Source organism: Microlunatus speluncae (genome assembly GCF_009299835.1).
Taxonomy (GTDB): domain Bacteria; phylum Actinomycetota; class Actinomycetes; order Propionibacteriales; family Propionibacteriaceae; genus Microlunatus; species Microlunatus speluncae.
This window is the reverse complement of the sequence record NZ_VKCZ01000001.1, coordinates 32,351-52,293: the sequence shown is the minus strand read 5'-3', so window position 1 is coordinate 52,293 and position 19,943 is coordinate 32,351. Positions and strand designations below refer to the sequence as shown.

General features: G+C 69.0%; 16 protein-coding genes and 1 tRNA gene. 7 read left to right on the top strand and 10 right to left on the bottom strand.

The window, feature by feature from the left end:
• Window positions 1-4: 4 nt before the first annotated feature.
• From FNH24_RS00225 to FNH24_RS00210, 4 genes are read right to left on the bottom strand one after another with little or no spacing between them, the layout of a single operon-like run.
• On the bottom strand, window positions 5-1,390 hold the full coding sequence (locus FNH24_RS00225) for a hypothetical protein (protein ID WP_152360128.1): 1,386 nt from the start codon (window positions 1,388-1,390) through the stop codon (window positions 5-7).
• A gap of 30 nt (window positions 1,391-1,420) precedes the next feature.
• Entirely contained in the window at window positions 1,421-2,956 is a 1,536-nt protein-coding gene (locus FNH24_RS00220) for a hypothetical protein (protein ID WP_152360127.1), read from the bottom strand.
• Window positions 2,953-4,305: an aspartate aminotransferase family protein gene (locus FNH24_RS00215; protein WP_152360126.1), complete on the bottom strand. Its 1,353-nt coding sequence runs from the start codon at window positions 4,303-4,305 to the stop codon at window positions 2,953-2,955. The genes FNH24_RS00220 and FNH24_RS00215 overlap by 4 nt, the downstream gene beginning before the upstream one ends.
• 38 nt (window positions 4,306-4,343) lie before the next feature.
• Window positions 4,344-5,102 carry an IclR family transcriptional regulator gene (locus FNH24_RS00210; protein ID WP_152360125.1) on the bottom strand — a complete coding sequence of 253 codons (759 nt, stop codon included), beginning with the start codon at window positions 5,100-5,102 and terminating at the stop codon, window positions 4,344-4,346.
• Window positions 5,103-5,204: 102 nt separating this feature from the next.
• Between FNH24_RS00210 and dgoD the strand changes: the two genes are divergently transcribed.
• Complete coding sequence (gene dgoD / locus FNH24_RS00205) at window positions 5,205-6,368, top strand: galactonate dehydratase (protein ID WP_152360124.1); 1,164 nt, start codon at window positions 5,205-5,207, stop codon at window positions 6,366-6,368.
• Window positions 6,369-6,409: 41 nt separating this feature from the next.
• Here the strand turns inward: dgoD and FNH24_RS00200 are convergent, their stop codons facing one another.
• Window positions 6,410-7,204 (bottom strand): hypothetical protein, encoded by a 795-nt coding sequence (locus FNH24_RS00200; protein WP_152360123.1) that lies wholly within the window; start codon window positions 7,202-7,204, stop codon window positions 6,410-6,412.
• 246 nt (window positions 7,205-7,450) lie between these two features.
• On the opposite strand from FNH24_RS00200, the gene FNH24_RS00195 reads away from it, so the two are divergent.
• The 3 genes from FNH24_RS00195 to FNH24_RS00185 all read left to right on the top strand — a co-directional run bounded on the left by FNH24_RS00195 (window position 7,451) and on the right by FNH24_RS00185 (window position 10,383).
• On the top strand, window positions 7,451-7,795 hold the full coding sequence (locus tag FNH24_RS00195) for a hypothetical protein (protein WP_152360122.1): 345 nt from the start codon (window positions 7,451-7,453) through the stop codon (window positions 7,793-7,795).
• Window positions 7,796-8,482: 687 nt separating this feature from the next.
• Window positions 8,483-9,067 (top strand): SH3 domain-containing protein, encoded by a 585-nt coding sequence (locus FNH24_RS00190; protein WP_152360121.1) that lies wholly within the window; start codon window positions 8,483-8,485, stop codon window positions 9,065-9,067.
• A gap of 266 nt (window positions 9,068-9,333) precedes the next feature.
• A complete protein-coding gene (locus FNH24_RS00185; protein WP_246186714.1) occupies window positions 9,334-10,383 on the top strand; it encodes a phosphotransferase family protein in 1,050 nt (349 codons plus the stop codon).
• Here the strand turns inward: FNH24_RS00185 and FNH24_RS00180 are convergent.
• The 4 genes from FNH24_RS00180 to FNH24_RS00165 all read right to left on the bottom strand — a co-directional run bounded on the left by FNH24_RS00180 (window position 10,361) and on the right by FNH24_RS00165 (window position 14,792).
• Window positions 10,361-11,056 (bottom strand): HAD family hydrolase, encoded by a 696-nt coding sequence (locus FNH24_RS00180; protein ID WP_152360119.1) that lies wholly within the window; start codon window positions 11,054-11,056, stop codon window positions 10,361-10,363. The two genes, FNH24_RS00185 and FNH24_RS00180, sit on opposite strands and share 23 nt — an antisense overlap.
• 56 nt (window positions 11,057-11,112) lie before the next feature.
• Window positions 11,113-12,096, bottom strand: a complete 984-nt coding sequence (locus FNH24_RS00175; RefSeq protein ID WP_161605939.1) for a phosphotransferase family protein — start codon at window positions 12,094-12,096, stop codon at window positions 11,113-11,115.
• Window positions 12,097-12,197: 101 nt separating this feature from the next.
• Window positions 12,198-12,276 (bottom strand) — tRNA-Gln (locus tag FNH24_RS00170).
• 164 nt (window positions 12,277-12,440) lie between these two features.
• On the bottom strand, window positions 12,441-14,792 hold the full coding sequence (locus tag FNH24_RS00165; protein ID WP_161605938.1) for a M6 family metallopeptidase: 2,352 nt from the start codon (window positions 14,790-14,792) through the stop codon (window positions 12,441-12,443).
• Window positions 14,793-15,082: 290 nt separating this feature from the next.
• Here FNH24_RS00165 and FNH24_RS00160 point away from each other — a divergent pair, with 290 nt between their 5' ends.
• The 3 genes from FNH24_RS00160 to FNH24_RS00150 are packed head-to-tail and all read left to right on the top strand — an operon-like array spanning window position 15,083 to window position 17,405.
• A complete protein-coding gene (locus FNH24_RS00160) occupies window positions 15,083-15,667 on the top strand; it encodes a TetR family transcriptional regulator (RefSeq protein ID WP_217428003.1) in 585 nt (194 codons plus the stop codon).
• Complete coding sequence (locus tag FNH24_RS00155; RefSeq protein ID WP_152360115.1) at window positions 15,664-16,866, top strand: MFS transporter; 1,203 nt, start codon at window positions 15,664-15,666, stop codon at window positions 16,864-16,866. Before FNH24_RS00160 ends, FNH24_RS00155 begins: the two co-directional genes overlap by 4 nt.
• 17 nt (window positions 16,867-16,883) lie before the next feature.
• On the top strand, window positions 16,884-17,405 hold the full coding sequence (locus FNH24_RS00150) for a MarR family winged helix-turn-helix transcriptional regulator (RefSeq protein WP_152360114.1): 522 nt from the start codon (window positions 16,884-16,886) through the stop codon (window positions 17,403-17,405).
• Window positions 17,406-17,662: 257 nt separating this feature from the next.
• Here the strand turns inward: FNH24_RS00150 and FNH24_RS00145 are convergent, their stop codons facing one another.
• Window positions 17,663-19,942, bottom strand: coding sequence for an NHL repeat-containing protein (locus FNH24_RS00145; RefSeq protein ID WP_152360113.1), 2,280 nt, complete (start codon window positions 19,940-19,942; stop codon window positions 17,663-17,665).
• Window position 19,943: the final 1 nt, after the last annotated feature.

Sequence of the window (19,943 nt, the reverse complement as noted above, 5' to 3'; positions counted from 1 at the left end):
CCGATCAACTCGGCTGGGCCCAAGACCTGATCACGTCGTCCGCGGCGTCGGCAAGGCGTTCCAGGCTGCCGGCCAGGACCTCGGATTGCCAGACCTGGTAGACATCGCGCTCGTACACGTCGGCCGGGGGCAGGTAGACGAAGCCGGGGCTGTTGGTGCAGTTGAGGACGAAGATCGCGCGGCCGGGGTGGCGGCGGCGGAGCTCGGTCTGCAGCCAGGAGTAGGGCTCCCCCGGCTGCGCGACGATGATCGCGTCGCCCCACTGCCAGAGCCAGAGCGGATGCTCGGCCACGTCGCCGGTGACATAGCCGGTGCGGACCAGGGCGGCGCGGCGGAGGCGTTCGGCGGCGGCGGTGGGGTTGATGCCGGCATGGCGGTGTTGCAGCTCCTCCGGCGACGGTTCGGGTCGGGCCTGGAGGCCGACGGTGCGCCGGGTCGAGCGCAGGGTTCGGGGCGGGGCGGCGGGCTGCGGGCTCCAGAGGCCGAGGGCCGTGCCGGATTCGATCACCTCGTCCAGGGCGAGCCGGCTGCCGGGCGGCGGCATCGCGGTCAGGCCGGACAGGGCGCTGTGGCCGATGGCGCGGCCGACCCGATCGGTCAGCTCGGTGTCGCCGTACTGCTCGCGGGGGCTCAGCTCGCCCGAGGCGCCCTGCAGGATCAGGCACGGGGCGCCGGTCTCGTCCTCGACCAGTTCCCGGGCGGCGCCGATCCAGTCCGGGCTGATCAGTGGCGGCTGCCAGCCGAGGGTGGTCGGGTGGCAGGCGTAGTTGATCATGGTCGCGACTGATTCGCCGGTCCGGGCGGTGATCCGGCCGAGCAGCATCGTGTCGTCTGCGGCCGCCCCGGGGTTGAAGGCGACCACGTCCCGGCCGTCGACCACCAGCGCCCGGTCGACGGCGACATCACAGCGTGCCGTGCCGAAGGTCGCTGTCGCCGGCACCGCCGCGGCGGCGGCCCGGCGGCAGACGTCGGCGATCCGGTCGGCGAGCAGCTCGAGATACGGCGGCACCAGGTCGGCACCGGTCAACTCGGGCGAGGCGGCGGACAGGGTCGGACCGGAATGGGTGTGCACCAGGTGGATCAGCAGGTCGGCCGGGTCGCAGCCGAGCGCGGTGATCACCGCCGACCGGACCCGCCGCTCGTCCGCGGCGCTCCGCCACCAGCCGAGATCGGCCGACACCAGATAGCGGTACGGGCCCCGCTCGTCGGCTCCCTCGGCCGGACCGATCGCCAGCGCGGTCGCCCGCAGCGGGCGATGCACGCCGGCGGCCGTGTCGCGGTCGGCGGCACCCCAGTTGCGGGCCAGGATCCCTTCCGGTGGGGTGATGTCGGCGGTCGCGACCCCGGCCCGGCCGGCGGCGGCGAGCGGCTCCCACGTCGGTGGTTCCATGATCAACATCCTCTCCTGATCATGACCTGCTCAGACCGCCCAGGCGCTCGGCCGATACCCGACCGGGTCGGCCTGATAGGCCGACCAGTGCAGCAGGGCGCTGACCGCGACCGCGTTGCAGCCGGGCCAGTTGCGGGGCTGCAGCGGCGTCCCGAAGCGGGTGTCGAAGCCCCAGGTGGACAGGGCGCCGTGATCATGCTGCCCGGCGACGATGGCGTTGGCCGCGGCGACGCCCTTCGCGCGGTAGCGGTCGTCCCCGGTGGCCCGGTGCAACGCCAGCAGCGATGCCAGCCAGTTGCCGGTGTGCACCTCCATCGGGTGGTAGCAGCGATACTGCTCGATCACTGCCGGGGTCGGACAGCGCACCTGGACCGGCGACTCCTCCGGCCTCCAGACCACGAACTGATCTTCGATGTAGGCATTCAGCGCTTCGGCGTGAGCGACCCGGTCCGGCAGCTCGCAGTCGGGCCCGAGCAGATAGCGGATGGTCTCGTTGGTGTCCCAGTTCTGCAGGTTCGTCCACGGCTCGACCGCCGGCACGTCCTCGTACATCCCCTCCCAGCGACCGTCGCTGATCGGCCCGTTCAGCAGCCAGGTCTCGGCCCGCTGCCGGGCCGCGCGCAGCCGGTCGGCGTCGTCGCCAAGCGGTTCCAGCATCGCGAACAGCCGGATCGGCGTGATCGCCGCCGAGGTGTACGCATCGGCGATCGCACCGGTCTTGGGATCGACCCGATACGGCCAGGATCCGTTGTCCTGTTGGAGTTCGAGCAGCACGGCCGCGATCCGCCGAGCCCGCCGCAGGTAGACATCGTCGCCGGTGTGGGCGAACAGCCGGAGCATGGCCTCGCCGACCCGGGCCGAGCGGAACAGCGTGATGTTGCCGCCCTCGACCAGCCCGCCGACCCGGCCCCGTTCGACGGTGGACGGCGACAGCCCGGCGCACCGCCAGCCGTCCGGCAGCACATGATCAACAAGCCAGCGACCGTACGCCAGCGCCTGCCGCTCCGCGATCGGCGCCGCCGGCGCGGTCGGGAACCGATCGGCGTACGCCAGCAGGGCGAGCACGAAGCTGGGGTTGTGCAGCGACGGGAAGCCGAGCTGCCCGCGGAGCCCGGTGGCACTGTCCTCGAAGGAGGACCAGACGCTCCGCGGCGCCTCCGCCTCGTAGTCGTACACCCGATCCCGGGCCGGGCCGAGCAGGTAGTCGATCGCCCGGTGGACAGCACCCTCCCAGTCGGCCGCCGGCGGCAGCGCCCCGTCGAAGCCCGGCACCCGCCAGAACCGGCGGTGGCCGCGGACGCTCACTTCATGATCATCATCATCGAAGCCGCGGACCAGCACATCCACCGCACCCAGCGGCAGCGCCGGCCAGGCCTGGACAAGATCGACTTCGGCCGCAGTGGTCGAGGTCCGCCAGACCACCCGCTCCGGATCGGCGACCGCCACCTCGTAGCGGGTTGCCGGCGCCGTCGGCTGCCAGCGCAACACCGGCGCCTCGACGAACCGGGGCGAGGCGGCGGTCGGCCCCCAGAAGGTGATCACCCGCTCCGGATCGATGAACGTCACCGGATCCCGCCCATGGTGGAGGCACCCGCGGCCAGCTCCGGCCGCTCCGCGAGCGTCTCCCGGACAGCCAGCTCGGTGGCCTCGACCAGCTGCTCGATGTCGGATTCCGTGTGGGCGTAGGAGACATGGCTCCGCTTCAGGTTGAGCGGCAGCTCGAAGATGCCGCGCTCGATCAGCCGGCGCCGGTAGCCGACGAACAGCTCGACCCGATTGGCGAGCAGATCGGCATAGCTCCGCGGCGCGTCGCCGGGCATGAAGTAGCTGACGAAGATCGAACCGTAGCCGGTCACCACCGCGGGCACGTCGAGCTCGGCGAACACCTCGCGCAGTCCGGTCCGGGCCAGCTCGCCGAGCCGGAAGGTGTGCGCGTGCACCGGCTCCTCGGTCAACTTGGTCAGGGTGGCCAGCGCCGCCGCGACGACGACCGGGGCGCCGTTGTAGGTCCCGGCGAAGAAGGCCGAGCCGCCGGGCCGAGAGCTGAACTGCTGCATCAGATCGGCCCGACCACCGATCGCGCCCAGCGGGAAGCCGTTGGCGAACGCCTTGCCCAGTGTGGTCAGATCGGGCGTGACGCCGCTGATCTCCTGCCAGCCGCCGAGCGCGTGCCGGAAGCCGGTGATCACCTCGTCGAAGATCAGGATCGCGCCGCTGCGGTTCGTCTGCTCCCGCAGCGTGATCAAGAACTCGTCGGTCGGCAGCACGCATCCGATGTTGTGCGGCACCGGCTCGACGATCACCGCGGCGATCTGATCACCGTGCTCGGCGAACAACTCGCGGACCGCCTGCGCATCGTTGAACGGCAGCACCACCGTCGCCTCGAGCACCTCGGGCAGGATGCCGGCCGAGATCGGATCCGGTCGGCCGAGGGCCTCGGCGGCGGAGATCACGTTGAGGCTGACCGCGTCGTGCCAGCCGTGGTAGCAACCCTGGAACTTCACCACCAGCCGCCGCCCGGTCACCGCACGGGACAGCCGCAGCGCATGGAAGGTCGCCTCGCTGCCGGTGCTGGTCAGCAACACCTGCTCGAAGCTCGGCACCAGCTCGATCAGCCACTCGGCCAACCGGATCTCACCTTCGGTCACGCCGACCCCGCACAGGTCGACCTCACGGGTGACGGCCGCGACGGCCGCGCTCACGTCGGGATCGTTGTGGCCGAGCAGTTGCGGCCCGAACGCCGCGTGGTAGTCGGTGTAGGCCTTGCCGTCGGCGTCGTAGAACCGGGATCCCTCGGCCCGGGTGATCACCAGGTCGGTGATCCCTGGCACGCTGCGCTGCCCGCTGTTCACGCCGCCCGGGATCGCGGCCCGGGCTCGTTCCGCGAGCGATCCGCCGCCCCCGTCTGCACTCACAGTCGTTCCCTTCGTCGATTGATGATCAAGGTTCCGGCCTATTCGAAGCCGAGGAAGAGCTCGAGATGATCGACCTGCTTGCGCAGCAGACCGGCCAGCTCGCCCAGTCGCGAGCTCGGCACCCGATCACTCGGTCCACTGACACTGAGCGCATACCGCGCGGTCCCGCTGTGATCACGGACCGGCACCGCGACGCAGCGCAAGCCGATCACCGACTCCTCGTCGTCGATCGCGTAGCCGCGGCCGCGCACCGTGGCCAGATCGGACAACAATGCCTTGACCGAGGTGATCGTGCGGCGGGTGGTGGCCTCGAAATCGTACTGGCGCAGGGTTTCCCGCACCTCGGCCTCAGGCAGCGTCGACAGGATCGCCTTGCCGAGTCCGGTCGAGTGCCAGGCGTCGGTCTCGCCGATCGTGGCCCCCTTGCGGATCGGTTGCCGGCTCTCGACCGCGTGGGCGATCACCAGTTGATCACCGGTCCGGACGCCGAGGGTGGCGGTCTCCTCGCAGGTGTCGACGATCGTCGCCATCGCCGTGCCGGCCAGGCCCATCAGGCCCTGCCGGCCGAGCGCGGACCGGCTCAGGGCGAACAGCCGCATCCCGATCCGGTAGTGCCGCGATCGTGGGTCGCGTTCGACCCAACCGTTGCGGACGACGCTGTTCAGATAGCGCAGGGCGGTCGGCTCACTCAGCCCGGCCCGGGCGGCGATCACGGCCAGCGGGCCCGGCTCGGCGGCAACGGCGTCGAGCAGGCTGGTCAGCCGGTCGACGCTCTGCAATCCGTCCGGAACGGCCATGGTGATCTTCTTTCACTGACTGACAGTAGCTTTCACTCCTACGTTATCCCGACCGGATGGCGTACTGTCAACGGTCGACATCGGTCCCGGGAGGCAGCTGAGATGAAGATCACCGCGGTGGACACGATCGTCTGCGACGCCCGGCTGCGGAACTGGGTCTTCGTGCGGATCCGAACTGACGAGGGCCTGGTCGGCTGGGGCGAGGCGAGCACCGAGTGGCGGACCCATTCGATCGTCGGCGCCGTCCGCGACTTCGTGCCGTTGTTGATCGGCGAGGACCCGTACCGGATCGAACACCTGTGGCAGAAGCTGGTCCGGCAGCAGTTCTGGAAGGGCGGCCTGATCACCATGAGCGCCCTGTCCGGCATCGATCAGGCGCTGCACGATCTCAAGGCGCAGGCGCTCGGGGTGCCGCTCTACGAGCTGCTGGGCGGCCGGGTCCGGGACAAGATCAGGTTGTACGACCACCTCGGCGGCGGCGACCCGGAGGCGGTCTACGGCGACCTGTCCGCCGAAGCCTTCGCCGACAGCGCGCGGCGCAGCGTCGAGGACGGCTTCGACGCGGTCAAGGTGCTGGCCGTGCCGATGGGCGGCGGGCTGCCGTCCGGCGCCGCGCTACGAGCCACCGACCGGGTGCTGGCCGCCGTCCGGGATGCGGTGGGCGACGAAGTGGAGATCATGATCGATCTGCACGGCCGCTGCACGCCGGCCGCGGCGATCGCGTTCGCCGGCGTGATGAGGCCGTACCGGCCGTGGTTCCTCGAGGAGCCGGTGCAGCCGGAACTGGTCGAGGAACTGCCCGCGATCGCTGCCGGGGCAGGGATCCCGATCGCCCTGGGCGAGCGACTGGTCGGCCGCGGCGAGTTCCTCCGGGTGCTGCGGACCGGCGCCGTCGCCGTGCTGCAGCCGGATATCTGCCACGCCGGCGGGCACTCCGAGCTGCGCCGGATCGCCGGCCTGGCCGAGGCCTTCGGCGTCACCCTGGCCCCGCACAATCCGCTCGGCCCGATCGCCACCGCGCACAACCTGCACTTCGCGATGGCCACCTCCAACTGGCTGATCCAGGAGCAGATGCGCAACGCCGCCCCGATCTGGGCCGACATCCTGACCCAACCCCTGGAGTTCGCCGACGGCCACGCCCTGCCGCCCTCCGGCCCGGGCCTCGGCACCGCGATCGACGAGGCCGTCGCCGCCGCCCACCCCGGCACCGAGACCGAGGTTCAGCTGTCCACCCGGCTGCCGGACGGCACCGTCTGCGACTGGTAGTCGCCCCACGGCCGGCAGCGGGTCGAGAGGGATCACCCCACTCAGCCGGTGATCCGGCGCCGATAGAGGCGGGTCGTGGGGTATTTCCAGCCGTTGATGAGATCACGCACGGTCCAGACCAACCGGGGACACGACCAAGCCTGGGACGGCTTGTTCAGCACCCACCCGTCCCCGACCGTCAGCGCAGCGTGGGCCAGCTGCCCGTGCTCGGTCCAGTACAGGACGGTGCCCGGTTCATGATCATGACCGGTCCCGCGGACCGGTTCGGTCTGCCGGTCCAGCCAGGTCTGGAACTGGTCCGGGAACACCTTGACGGTCTCGGTGTCCGGCACCCCTGCGGCGGCCAGCACATTGCCGAAGCAGTTCGGCCCGGACCCGCTGGCCGGGAAGGTCCCGGCGAGCCGCTTCGCCTCGGGCAGCAGCCGGTTGGCCCGCCGCCAGACCGATTCGGGTACGGAAGCGTGCTGGCTGGGTCTGCGGTGCGACGCAACCCATCGCAGCAGCAGCTCGTCTCCCTCGCGGGCGAGCTCCGACGGCCAGGCGGGCATGAACTTGGGCCTGGCCGCTCGGCGCCGAGCGGCCAACAGGGCCCGACGGCTGCGGTACGGCAACGCATCGAACTCGGCCTCGTCCAACCAGGTCCACGTCCCGCGGTACACGGAGAACGTATCCGTCACCTCATCGGTCGGATTCCCCTCGACGACCGGCACCGACGCGGCAATCGCCGGATCCAGCGGATCCAACGGGAACGGCTGGCGAGGTGGCGCGAACCAGCCACGCCAGCGCTCCACCAGGTCGTCACTGACCGCGATGTCGAGCACCTTGCGTGCCCCCATGCCCGCTCCCCTCGCCTGAAGTCGATCATCAAGGCAGCCAGCCCTCGATGAGCTTCCCCGCGCATCCTTCCCGATGCCCACCAAGGGTGCGACACATTTTCTCGTCGCGAGAACGATTTCAAAGTTCGTTCAAAGCGTTGTTCGGCTGTCGTCCGATCGTGATGGTGGGAGCAGGGCTCGGGACCACTGGAGTCACGGAGCCCCACCGATTGAGGAGGAACTGTGGGACGAAGGAATGGATTCCGAATGGCCCGGGTCGGGGCATTCGCGGCAGGTGTCGCCGCCGTTGCGATGGTCGCGGTCTCCGCGCCCGCGCAGGCTGCACCCGCATCGGCCGGCGGCGGCGCGGGCGCCATGGGGTGGCCGGGCTCTTGCCACACCGCCATCGACGAGTTCCGCGACTACACGAGCGCCCAATGCGTGGAGGCGAACGGGGGCTCGTACCGCGCGATCGCCATCTGTGAAGGCCCGATGGGAACCTTCCACCGGTACGGCGGCTGGAGGCAGGGCGGACAGTCCAACGCCTACTGCTGGGGGGAAGAGAAGGTTCGGGCCGACGACGGTGCCGCCATTGAAACCCGGACCTGGTGATCAGTGGGATCAGGCGTCAGACCACGAACCGACAAGGAGACCGCTATGTCAGTAACCCCAGCAGATAAGCGAAAGAGCGCCGGTGCCCGCCGTGCGCTGATGGTCGCGGCCGGCGTCGCGGCCGCCGCGATCATGGGAGTGACCTCCGCGACAAGCGCTGCCGCGGCACCCGTCCCCGCCGAGCCGCAGAGCGGATACCCGACCGACTGCCACGGATACGTGGTGAAGAACGGCTGGTACTCATCGTGTAAGTCAGGGTCCGGCAAGTACAAGTCGACGGCCATCTGTAAGCCCTGGGACGGTGGCCCCGTCTTTCACACGTCAGCAGGAGGGTGGTCCACGCCCAGCGTGGACTCGTACTCGTGGTCGAAGTGCCCGGCACAATCGACCGCCCTGGACGGCGGGATCCTGTACAGCTCTTAGCCCCAGCCTCCGCCCGGTGCTCGGGTCGTGCGGCCGCCAGGGCCGCATCAGCAGCCCTGGGCACCGGGCGGAGCTGCGCCGCGAGAAGCAGCATGAGACCTGGTCAGATGATCTTTCTGGCTGACTGATCCAGGAGCAGATGCGCAACGCCGCCCCGATCTGGGCCGACATCCTGACCCGGGACGCAACCCTCCGGAGGCCCTTCGGCGTATAGCGGGCACAGGGAATCCGAATCGATCAGGATCCACGTCCCAAGGAGGAGACATGCGGGTTGCACCAGGGATTCGCCGGCTCGCGGCACTGACGGCCGCCGCCGGAATCGCGATCACGGCCTTCGCCACGGCCGTCCCGGCCGAGGCTGCGACGACCTATCGGGGAAAGGTCATCGCCAACGGCGGCCTCGCCGTCCGGAGCGCGCCGACGACCCACGCCGGCAGCACCGGAACGATCGCCGAAGGCCGGACGATCACCATCGAATGCAAGGTGCCGTCGACCCGGGTCGACGGCAACCGGCTGTGGTATGCGCTCAGCGGCAACAAGGGCTGGGTTTCGGCCCGCTACGTCGACAATCTCGGCGCCGCACCGAAACGCTGCCCGGAGTTCGACACCGAGTTCGGGATCGGCCGGGCCGACACCGCCCTCAACCTCCGGCACGGACCGTCCACCAAGGACCGGCTGTACGGGGTCGCCGGCAAGGGCGCCAAACTCACCGTCGTGTGCCACGAGTCCAGCCAGAGTGTCTACGGGTCCCGAACCTGGTATCTGCTGAACAACGGCTACTGGGTCCACGGAGCGCACGTGACCCGGCTGCCGGCGGTGCCCAGCAACTGGAGTGAGTGCACCGAGTAGCACGCTCTCCGACGATCGGCCCGGACCGGCCCTCCTGAGCATCCACGGGCTCAGGCAGGGCCGGTCTTGCGGAAATTCACTTGCTGACCGGCGGCCGGACCTTGTTAGGTTGCAGGTCCAAGGTCAGATCCGGGGCACTCCCCCGGAGCACTCGACCACAGCGACTCTCAGCGAGCCGCGTGGTGGTGACGTGCTCCGGGTTCTTCTGTTTCCGGGGTCCGGTTCACTTCCGCGCAGGTCGTACGCGGAAGGAACACGTGATCACCATGCCCCTCGATCCCGACTTCACCGATCCCGAGCACCGCCGACAGAGCGAGCCGTCGAAAATGATCAAGCCTCGCCAGTACTCCGAGAGACTCGGCGTGATCAACGGCGCTCAGCTCCAGGCCGTCGCCGACGAGTTCGGGCTCGGCCGGGTCCTCGCCGCCGAGCCGGCGCCCACGGGCCTGTTCGGCCAGATCGTGCTCCTCACGACGACGGCCGGCGAATATGCGATGCGCGGGCACCCGCACGGTCACGGCCAGCTCACCAAGGAACGCTGCGTGGCGCGGCTGATTCATGATCAGTCGTCGCTGGCCGCCCCGTGGCCGTACAAGATCAGCGAGGACATCGAGCTGTTCGGGTGGACGTATGCCGTCATGCCCAGGCTTCCGGGTTCGAACGGCTCCACCGTGTGGGACTCGACCGATGGCGACCAGCAGACCGCCATCGCGGCCGCCTGCGGGGAAGCCCTGGCACGGCTGCACGAGACGCGGTCACCGTTCTTCGGACCGTACGACGCAGAACTGGACGCGTTCACGGCGCTGCCCGACTACCCGGATTGGGTGCTGCAACGCCTCGCGCGGTGCCGGGCCGGGTGCCGCGACGTCAATGCTCTGCTGGCCGAGGACGAGCTGTTCATCGACAACGTGCTCGAGGAATGCGTCGCGCCATTGGCCGAGCCGTTCGAGCCCGTCCTCGTCCATCACGACTTCAGGCCGGGCAACCTCAATCTCGAACCGGCCGATGATCATTTCGTCGTCACGGGCGTCTTCGACCTGTTCGAGGCCTATTTCGGTGACGGCGAGGAGGACCTCGTCCGGATGCTGCGGACGGTCCGGACGGGTGAGCAGCGCCGGGCCTTCCTCGACGCCTACACCGCTCACCATCCGCTACGACCGGGCGCCGCCCAGCGGTTGGCGATCTACGCCCTAGCCGACTGGCTGATCATCTGGGGTTACGGCAAACGACATCGCGTCTGGTTCGAGGACGGTGACTCGTTTCTGGACAAGATCGGCCCGATCATCGAGTCGGTCAAACAGACGGCATCGCCTTGATCGAAACACCGGCGAGTTCGGGCAACAGCTGCGCAAGATCGGCGCGCAGTCGCCCCGGTTCCGTGTAGTGGTAGGCGGATCCGCCCCAAGCGCGGAAGATCCGGCAGGTGTCGGCGCAGTCGTCGATCAGGACAGCGTCGGCCGGGGTGAGGCCAAAGCGCTCCAGGGTCGGCCCGAAGAACCGGTCCGGCGACTCCTTCTTCAACACCCCGACCGACGAGGAGATGATCAACTCGTCCATCCGCAGGTCGCCGGTGAGCACGCGGGGCGGGGCGTCGACGAAGCATGGCATGTTGTCGCTGGCGACGGCGACGAACGCGCGGTCGCGCACGGCGCGGACGATGTCGGCCATCGCCGGATCGATCTTCGTGTTGCGGCAGCCTCGCAGGAGTTCTCGCAGGAGGTAGTCGTCCTTGTATCCACGGGGCAGCCGGACATTCAGGGTTTCGATGACCTGTTCGTCGGTGACCTGGCCGCGCATCCAGGCGCAGACGAATTCCTTGCGCCCGCGGAACAAGTCCTCCACCGCGACGTTCAAGCGCCTGGCGAGGGGATGCCGTTCGTTGCCGAGGATCGAGTCCCAGAACGGGGTGGTGGACAGGGTGTTGTGCCAGTCGAAGAACACGAAGATCGGGAACACACCCTGACCTCGGGCGTCGGCTGGTTTCGTCATTCGTCCTTCCCGGTTCGCAGTCTCCGGTGGTCGGCAGCACCGTCGAATCGTTCAGGCTAGCGCTCTGGTCCCCTCAGCAGTCGGTCCCGGCCGGCTACGACGCCGGGAGGGAATCCCGTCACGTGGTAGTGGCGCAGATACCAGAGCCCGTGGAGGAGCCAGAGCGCACGGTAGGTGCGATCGTTCGGCGGTTCGAACAACGAGGGGTCACCGTAACCGACCTGGATCCACTCGACCGGGAAGCGCCTCCCTTCTCGGAAGTCCCACAGGGCGAAGTCGTTCGCCGCGGGTTCGGCGGCGGCCACGCCGAAGTCGATGATCCCCGACAACCTCCCGTCGTGCACCAGGACGTGAACGGACAGGAGATCGTTATGGCTCATGATCATCCGAGGCGGGGCTGCGCGGAACGCGTCGACGATCTCGCCGAGCCAACCGCGGACCGTCGCCGGCTCGAATCCGGCCGAACGGCCGGCGTCCTCGAACGTGTTCGCCTCCGTGATCACGTTGGCCAGCCACTCCTCCAAGGTCTCGAACGTGCCGACGCCGGAGCCGTTGAGCCTCCCGAGGCCGTTCACCGGGATGGCGTGGAGCTGCTTCAGCCAGGCCCCGACCTCTTCGAGCGCGCGGCGAACGTCGACCTCGCCGGGATCGAGGTCGGCGAGTCGCTCCCCGGGCAGCTTCTCCATCACCATGACGGACCGGAGCTCGCTACCGACCTCGACGCGACGAAGAGCGTGCACCAGAGGTGCCCGAATGCCCCGCGACGCGCATTCGCCGAGGACCCACGCCTCCCGGTCGTGATCCTCGGATCCGTTGTGCGAGATGCGCACGATCAGGGACGGGCCCCGCTCCACAGTGACGTCGTAGACCTCGTTCACCTCGCCGTCGACGACGCGGCGGCACTCCACGACCGGCGCCTTCGTCACCTCCCCGACCACCGCCGCCACGACGTCCAGCGGCGTCGCCCACGCGCTGTGCAGCGCGGCGAGATGCTGACGGCGGTCGACATCGGATGGTGCCCTGACTTCGCGCTCCGACATCCCCCGACCGTAGGACAGGCGCATGACACAAGCGACGGCTTTTCAGCGGAGTCGGATTCAAGCACAAGCGCCGACTCCGGCAGGTCGACTGAACTTTCCAGCTCCCCGGGAAGGAGTCGAACCTTCGTCGCTGATCCTGATTCAAAGTCAGGCGGGCCCTGCCGGCAGACCAACCGGGGAACGACCGATCGCTCGGCCAGGGACAGAATACGCAAGCACCCAGGCCGGCGCATCTCGGTTCCGGGGTGATGTCGCAGATCTGACGCTCGTTCGCGAATCGGGCCCTGATCGAGCCGTTTCGGCGAACCATTGTCAGATCTGCGACATCACCCCTCGGCCAAGGGTCAGCCGATGGTGACCTTCAGCCGGTGCGACACCGGCGCCTTCCCCGCTGCCAGGGCCCCGTCGGCGAGCGGGGCGGTGTTGCCCTGGCCGCCGGGTTGCAGCACCCCGTTGACCTTGAGCTTGTAGTTGGCGTTCTTGTTGGCCAACTCCTGCGGATCGTCGACGGTCACGATCACCCCGATCCGGTCGACCCGGCCGAGCAGCCGGCGGAGCTCGCTCTGGTTCAGGCTCGCCTTGTGCGCCTTGCTCAGCGGCACATCGGCATACCGGACGGTCTTGCCGTCCAGCGTCCAGCCGACCAGCTGCAGCCGCCAGTCGGCGACCAGCATCGGGTTGACCTGGCTGGCGGACCGGCCGCCCTCCAGGCTGCTGCCGTCGGTGATCACCGTGCCGTCCAGCGTGACATCGCGGATCCACCAGCCGGAGGGTTCGCCGCTGCCGTTGCCGTTGGCCGCGCCGTCGGTCATGTAGCGGAACGAGACCAGCACCTCCTGGCCGGCGTAGTCGGACAGGTCGTAGCTCTGCGGCTGGTAGCCGTCGCTCAGGCCGGTCAGGCCGGGCAGCTGGGCGACGATCGCCGGGTCGGCGCCGTCGGCGTGCTCGGAGGTCGTGTTGTCGTTGCCGATGGTGGTGTACGTCTTGCCGCCGTCGGTCGACACCTGGACCAGACCGAAGTCCCAGTTGGCTTCGATGTCGTACCGGCTGGAGAGGGTCAGTTCCCCACCGCCGGCCGGCACCGAGACGGGATAAACGATGGACCGATCAAGATCATCGCCCTCGCCGGCCCAGAGTGCGTCGTCGTTGATCACCCACTCCAGCGGATCCGGCGCGTAACGCTTCGCGCCGGTGAAGTCGAGCGACCGGGCGGAAAGTCCGGTCACCGGACGGTCGGCGATCGCCAGCACATAGTCCGACCCGTTGGCCGGCGCGCCCGGCGAATCGAAGGAGCCGGTCCAGGCCCAGTCGATCGCCGAGTTGAGCTGCTTGGACGTGAACCGATTCTTCTCGTCTCGGCTCAGCCCCCGGGCGCCCTGGTCGGCCAGCCGGTCGACGGCCATCTGCGCGGCCCAGTCGTGCACCACGTGGGCCGTCTTCAGGCCCGGCGCGTTGTCGTCCAGATAGTCCTGCAGCGACCGCAGCCCGGGAGCGTCGGCGTTGTGCAGATAGGTGATCACGCCCTCGCCGAACTGGTCGGCGAGGTAGGTGACGAAGCTGTACGCGGCGCCGTAGTCGGCCAGGCCCTCGTTCGGTTGATCATCCCAGCGGGTCAGCGAGTTCTCCGCCCCGCAGTACGGGAACGAGTCCGACCCCAGGAAGCCCTGGAAGCAAGTGAGGTGGCTGTCGGCCCCGACCGCCCCGTACGGCAGCGTGGTATCGGCGTAGCCGACGACGGTCTGGGCGTAGTCCGACAGGCCCTCGTTCAGCCAGGTGTGCTCGCCGGGACCGGCGTAGTACTCCAGCAGATGCTGATATTCGTGGGCGAAGGTGCCCTCGTAGTCGTGCGGTCGCGCGGCCTGCTTCGGGCTGCACAGTCCGCCCGGCGTCTCGTCCGGCGGGTTGGCGCCGGTGCGGTGCAGCCAGTCGTATGAGTCGATCGTCATCACGTTGCGATCGAAACCCTCGTTGAACAGCGGCGAGAAGAAGCCCGCGATGTAGGTCGAGCCGGCCGGGCTGGTCGGCTCGTAGAAGTTCTCGTCCCGCACGTTGCTGACCAGCACGACGGTCTTGTCGCCGTCGCCCTTGAAGTAGTTCGGGTCGCCGCCGCCGATCAGCTGCCACAGCGGAGCGCCGAAGCCGACGTCGATCGACTGGGTGCCGTCCCGCTCCGGCGCGACCGAGAAGACCTCGGACTCCTTCGGCAGGATGTTGCCGTCGAACTCGGTGATCATGGACTGCACCTGGGCGTCGGTGATCACGTTGCGGACGCCGTCGTTACGGCAGTCGCCGGCCGGATAATTGATGTCGCTCTGGACCCAGATCTCGATCTTGTCGCCGATCCCGCGCAGCGTGTAGCCGGCCGGGCTGTAGCTGTTGTTCAGACCGAGCACCAGCCAGTTCTTGCTGCCGCCGACCGGAGTCCCGGTGGCGCCGTCGTCCGGAGCCGGCGCGGCCCGGCGCTTCGCCGCCGGCGCGCTGTCCTCGAACGCCTCCTGCTCGGCCCGGCTGAGATCGATCTTGGAATTCTTGTGGACCTCGGCCGGGACCTCTCGGGTGTCCCGGGCCAGTCGCTGGGACGATCCCGCAGCGGGATCCGCGCCCGCGGTCGTCGTGGACAGGCCGATCAGGCCGGTGAGGGTGACGGCGAACGCGGTGGTGACCGCTGCCGCCCTTCGAGCTCGCCCACGATGCATCGGTGACACCATGACTGCGTACCTCCTGGGGGGTGGATTCCCGGTCAAGCATTCAGCCCCGACGCGAAGTCGGCAGGCGATTCGCCGAAGATCGAAGAATCTGCGGTGCTTAGCCCCGCTATGGACAGAACCTGCGGTCGACCGGGCCTGGTGAACCGCTATCAGCGCAGGATTTCCGGCCGCGATCCCCGGCTCCCAGGGGTTGGAATGGATTTCTCCAATCGGTGGGGTTTGGGGAGACTAGAGCAATGTCTTCCCGAGCCGCCCCGCGCCGGGCGCGCCGCGTTCGGATGACCGGGGCCGAGCGCCGCGAACAGCTGATCACCGTCGCCCGCGGCCTGTTCGCCGACAAGGGCATCGACGGCACCTCGGTCGAGGAGATCGCGGCCGCGGCGGAGGTCAGCAAGCCGGTGCTGTACGAACACTTCGGCGGCAAGGACGCCCTCTACGCGGTGGTCGTCGACCGCGAGGTGACGACGCTGCTGGACGGGATCGGCGGGGCGTTGACGGAGGGCCGGCCGCGGGAACTGCTGGAGCAGGCGACGCTCGCCTTCCTCGACTACATCGAGGAGCACACCGAGGGCTTCCGGATCCTGGCCCGCGGGTCGGCGGCCGGAGAGTACGCGACCCTGCTCGGCGATGTGGCGAGCCGGGTCGACGTGGTGCTCCGGGCCGAGTTCGCGCGCCGCGGCTTCGACCCGAAGACGGCCCAGGTCTATGCCCAGGCGCTGGTCGGGATGGTCGCGATGACCGGCCAGTGGTGGCTGGACAACCGACAGGGGCGCCGGGCCGAGGTGGCCGCGCAACTGGTCAACCTGGCCTGGAACGGGCTGCACGGCCTGGAGGCCCGACCCACTCTGGAGAGGCGGCGATGACCAAGATCATCAGCGAACCGGCCGGCAGCCGGTTGGACACCCGGGCCGCGGTGATCGCGGTCGCCGGACTGTTCGCGATCAACGGGATGCTGCTCGGCGGCTACGGCGGCTCGTTGCCCGCACTGCGCAGCCGGCTCGAGCTGGACGCGGCCGGGATCGCGATCATGCTCTTCGTCGCCGGTGGCGCCGCGATCATCACCATGCAGTTGGGCGGCCGGCTGGCCGACCGGTTCAGCGCCCGGCCGGTGGCGCTGTTCGCGTTGCCGATCATCATCGTCGGCTGCCTGCTGGTCGGGTTCGCGCCGGTCTACGGTCTGGCCGTCGCCGGGGCGATCGTGATCGGCTTCGGCAACGGCGCGATGGACGTGGCCATGAACGCGCTCGGCGTCCAGGTCGAACGGGCCCGGCGACAGCCGATCATGAGCCGGTTCCACGCGTTCTTCTCGATCGGCAACTTCGTCGGCGCCGGCCTGATCCTGGCGATCTCCGGCGTGTTCGGCCTCGGCGGCGGCACCGTCGTGCTGCCGTTGATGATCACGATGGCGGTGATCGCCGTGGTGTCGGTGCCGATCTTGGTCCGGCTCACCCCGCGGGCGATGCCGGTGCACCACACCGTCGACGGCGTCCGGAACAAGATCCCCGCGATCGCCTGGCTGCTCGGCCTGATGGCGATCGGGTACGGCCTCGCCGAGGGCACCGCCGTCGACTGGGCGTCGATCCACGTCACCGACGTGGCCCGGGTCGACCCGGCCGTCGGGGCGATCGGGTTGATCGCGGTGAGCGCGTTCATGACCCTGATCAGGTTGCTCGGCGACCGGCTGGTGCTGCGGTTCGGCCGCCGGGCCGTGGTCCGCTTCGGCGGCGTCTGCGCCGCGGCCGGCTATCTGATCGTGATCATCGCGACCCCGCTGCCGCTGCTGGTGATCGGCTGGTCCCTGGTCGGCTTCGGCGTCGGCATGATCGCGCCGCAGGTGTACGCGGTCGCCGGTCACCTCGGCGGCGGCCGGGTGCTGGCCCTGGTCGTCACCTTCGGCTACGCCACGTTCCTGATGGGGCCGGCGATCACCGGCTTCCTGGTCGCCCACCTCGGCATCCAGCACGCCATGGTCCTGCCGGGCGCCCTCTGCCTGATCATCATCGGGCTGGCCGCCGTGCTGCCGAAGACCGACGAGGGCATTCATCCGCGTCAAGAGTCTTGACATCTACACTCTTGGTCATGAGCCAACCGCTATCCGTCGACGCGGACGAGCCGCGCGACGAGGTCGACGCGGTGGTCCAGGCCTGGCAGCGGGAGCGGCCCGACCTGGACACGGCTCCGATGGAGGTGCTGTCCCGGGTCACCCGGCTCGCCCGGCACCTGGATCGGCTGCGCCGCTCGGCCTTCGCCGCACACGGTCTGGAGTCCTGGGAATTCGACGTGCTGGCCGCGCTGCGCCGGGCCGGTGATCCGTATCGGCTCTCCCCCGGTCAGCTGCTCCGGGAGACGATGGTCACCTCCGGCACGATGACCAACCGGGTCGACCGGCTGGTCACCCGCGGTCTGGTCGGCCGGGAGAGCCATCCCGGTGACCGCCGCGGCGTCCTGGTCACCCTGACCGCCGCCGGCAAGGACGACGTCGACGCCGCCCTGGCCGACCTCCTCGCCGCCGAGCGCACCATCCTGGCCACCCTGTCGGACGACCAGCATGATCAACTCGCCCGCTCCCTCCGCTCCCTGCTCGCCCCCTACCGCACCTAGAACGCCGACTTGTCAGAACTGAGATGCCCTATGGCACAACTCAGTTCTGACAACTCGGCGGGTTGGGTCGTTCCCTGAGCCCACAACTCCTCTTGGTCCCTGAGCCTGTCGAAGGGCAAGACCGATGACGCTGTGGCCGTTGAATCACCGGCCTTGCCCTTCGACAGGCTCAGGGAACTAGGGGGAGTTGAGCTCAGGGAACGCTATGGAGCTGGAGCTCAGGGAACGCTGTGGAGTTGTGGCTCAAGGGACGGTGATCAACGGAGGGCGCGGAGGATGTCGCCGCGTTCGCGGGCGGTCAAGGTCCCGGCGGCGACGTAGCGGTCGAGTTCGCGGGCAGCGGCCGAACCACTGCTGCCCCCGTCGATGATCTTGTCCACGACATCCTGCAGGGTGCAGCCGGTGATCACGAAGCGGTTCCTCAGCGGGGTCTGTACGCCGCCGATCGTCAGCTTGTCCCGGGTGTCCGGGGTCTCGCACGGAGTCGCTGCCGGGGTGAACCGGCCGTAGTGGATCGGGTTCTCGAAACCTTCCGGCCAGACCAGCATCAGCAGGTCACGATCGGCCGACAGCTCCAGCCGGTACGTCTTCTCGGTCTGCCGCTCCCCGGTCAGGGTGAACGGATCGAGGGCGAAGTTGGATTCACCGACGCTGGCGTACAGGTAACCGTTCGGGTGGAAGATCAACTCGCCCCGGGAGGCGGCCCGGACGGCGCCGACTCCGTCCAGCGCGACCTTCCGGATCACCTTCCAGGCAACGGGATCGAATTCGAACACGGTCGAGTCGGCGAGCCCGTACAACCGACCGTTGTGCACGGTGAGCGCGTTGATGCTCTCCGCGTCGGCCACCGGCTCGGCGGTCCGCACCACCTGTCGGGTCGCCGGATCCCATTCGACCAGCTTCGCGGTGCCCTCGATCGGGTCGGTGCCGGTGCCGCCCTCGGTGCTGCTGCCGGCAAAGATCTTGTCGCCCAGGAAGGCGAGCGAGGCCATCGTGTGATCTTGGACGACGTTGCGGGTGACCTTGACCTCGTTGCTGGTCAGGTCGACGGCGGCGATCGCGCCGCCGCGCAGGCCGTAGTCCGGCGCGGTCGCGGCGTAGAGCACCCCGTCGTGCACCTGCACGTCGAGCGGCCTGATCTGCGCGTCACTCGTCTTCAGCGTCGCGAAGGTCTTCGGATTGTCCGGTCCGGCGGGCTGATCCGGCCGGTACCTGATCAAGGTGCCGTTCGGATACACCCCGGCATAGATCGTCGTCTCCTCCTCCGGCCCCAGCGTCCAGTCCTCGGCCTGGCCGAGCCGGGTCACCGGGGTCAGCACCCCGGATTCGACGTCGAGCTTGGACGTGCTGCCGTTGAGGAAGGCGTCGAAGAAGATCTCCGACCCGTCGGCGTTCGGCAACACGTGCTGTAGCCCGGCCGGTGCCGGCCGGAACGGATACTGCAGCGTGCCCGCGGTGTCGCTGACCGGGTCGTAGCGGAAGCCGCCGCCGGAATAGTTGCCGGCCAGCGAATACAGCACCTCATGATCACCTTCGGTGGTCCAGCCGTAGCCGATCAAGGCCCCGCGGGACGACGGATGTCTGGTCGTGGTGACGGTGTCGGTCGCCAGGTCGTAGTAGCTGAGGTGCGAAACGGTGCCGACCAGCCGGCTGAAGTAGACCTTGCCGTCGCGCGGCTCGGAGACACCGCGAGCCACCATCGGCAACCCGACCGCGACCTGTCCGGTCGAGGCGTCGGTGACGTCGACCTCCCGGTTGGCCACCGAGTCGAAGACCCGCAGCGTGTTGTTGACGTTGGCCAGCACCCGGCCCTGGGCGTAGTCGAGATCGATCACCGAGGCGCCGGGGAACGGCGCCGACACCTGGGATTCGGTGAAGGTCTTGCTGGCCAGGTCGAGCTTGAACAACTTCGGGATCGGCTGGGTGCCGACGAACAGGGCGTTCTGATCCGGGTCGTAGACGGTCGACTTCAGGTATTTGATCTCGTCGTTGTCGACCGGCTTGCCATAGTCGGTGAAGCCGCGGTCCGGGTGGTAGGAGAACACGTGCGCGTTGGGATACGTACCACCGAAGACGGTGCCGTCCGGGGCGACCGACAGCCCGAACAGGTACGTCTCGCCGGCGACCGGCTGGCCCAGGTCGGACATCTCCTTCGTCGCCGGATTCCAGGCGTAGAGATGGCCCTGGTAGTAGGTGCCGACGTAGACCACGCCGTCCGGCCCGACGGCGATGGTCGGTCCGCCCGACGCCCCCGGCATCGGGTAGTGGCCGAGCACCGTGTTGGTGCCGTTGACCGAGGTGGTCACGTTGAGTTCGGCGTTCTCGCCCATCACCGGCGCGTACGCGACGAAGGTGCCGTCCGGCAGCTTCCCGTACGCACCCTCGACCACGGTCAGCGAGCTGATCGTCGCCCCGAGATCGCGCAGTTCGCCCGCGGGTGGCGGCGGGGTCGATGCCGCCTTCGACTCCGGCGTACCGACCGCCGGCACCTGGCCGGCGATCACGACCACCAGCGAGAGCAGCAGAACGGTGAGCAAG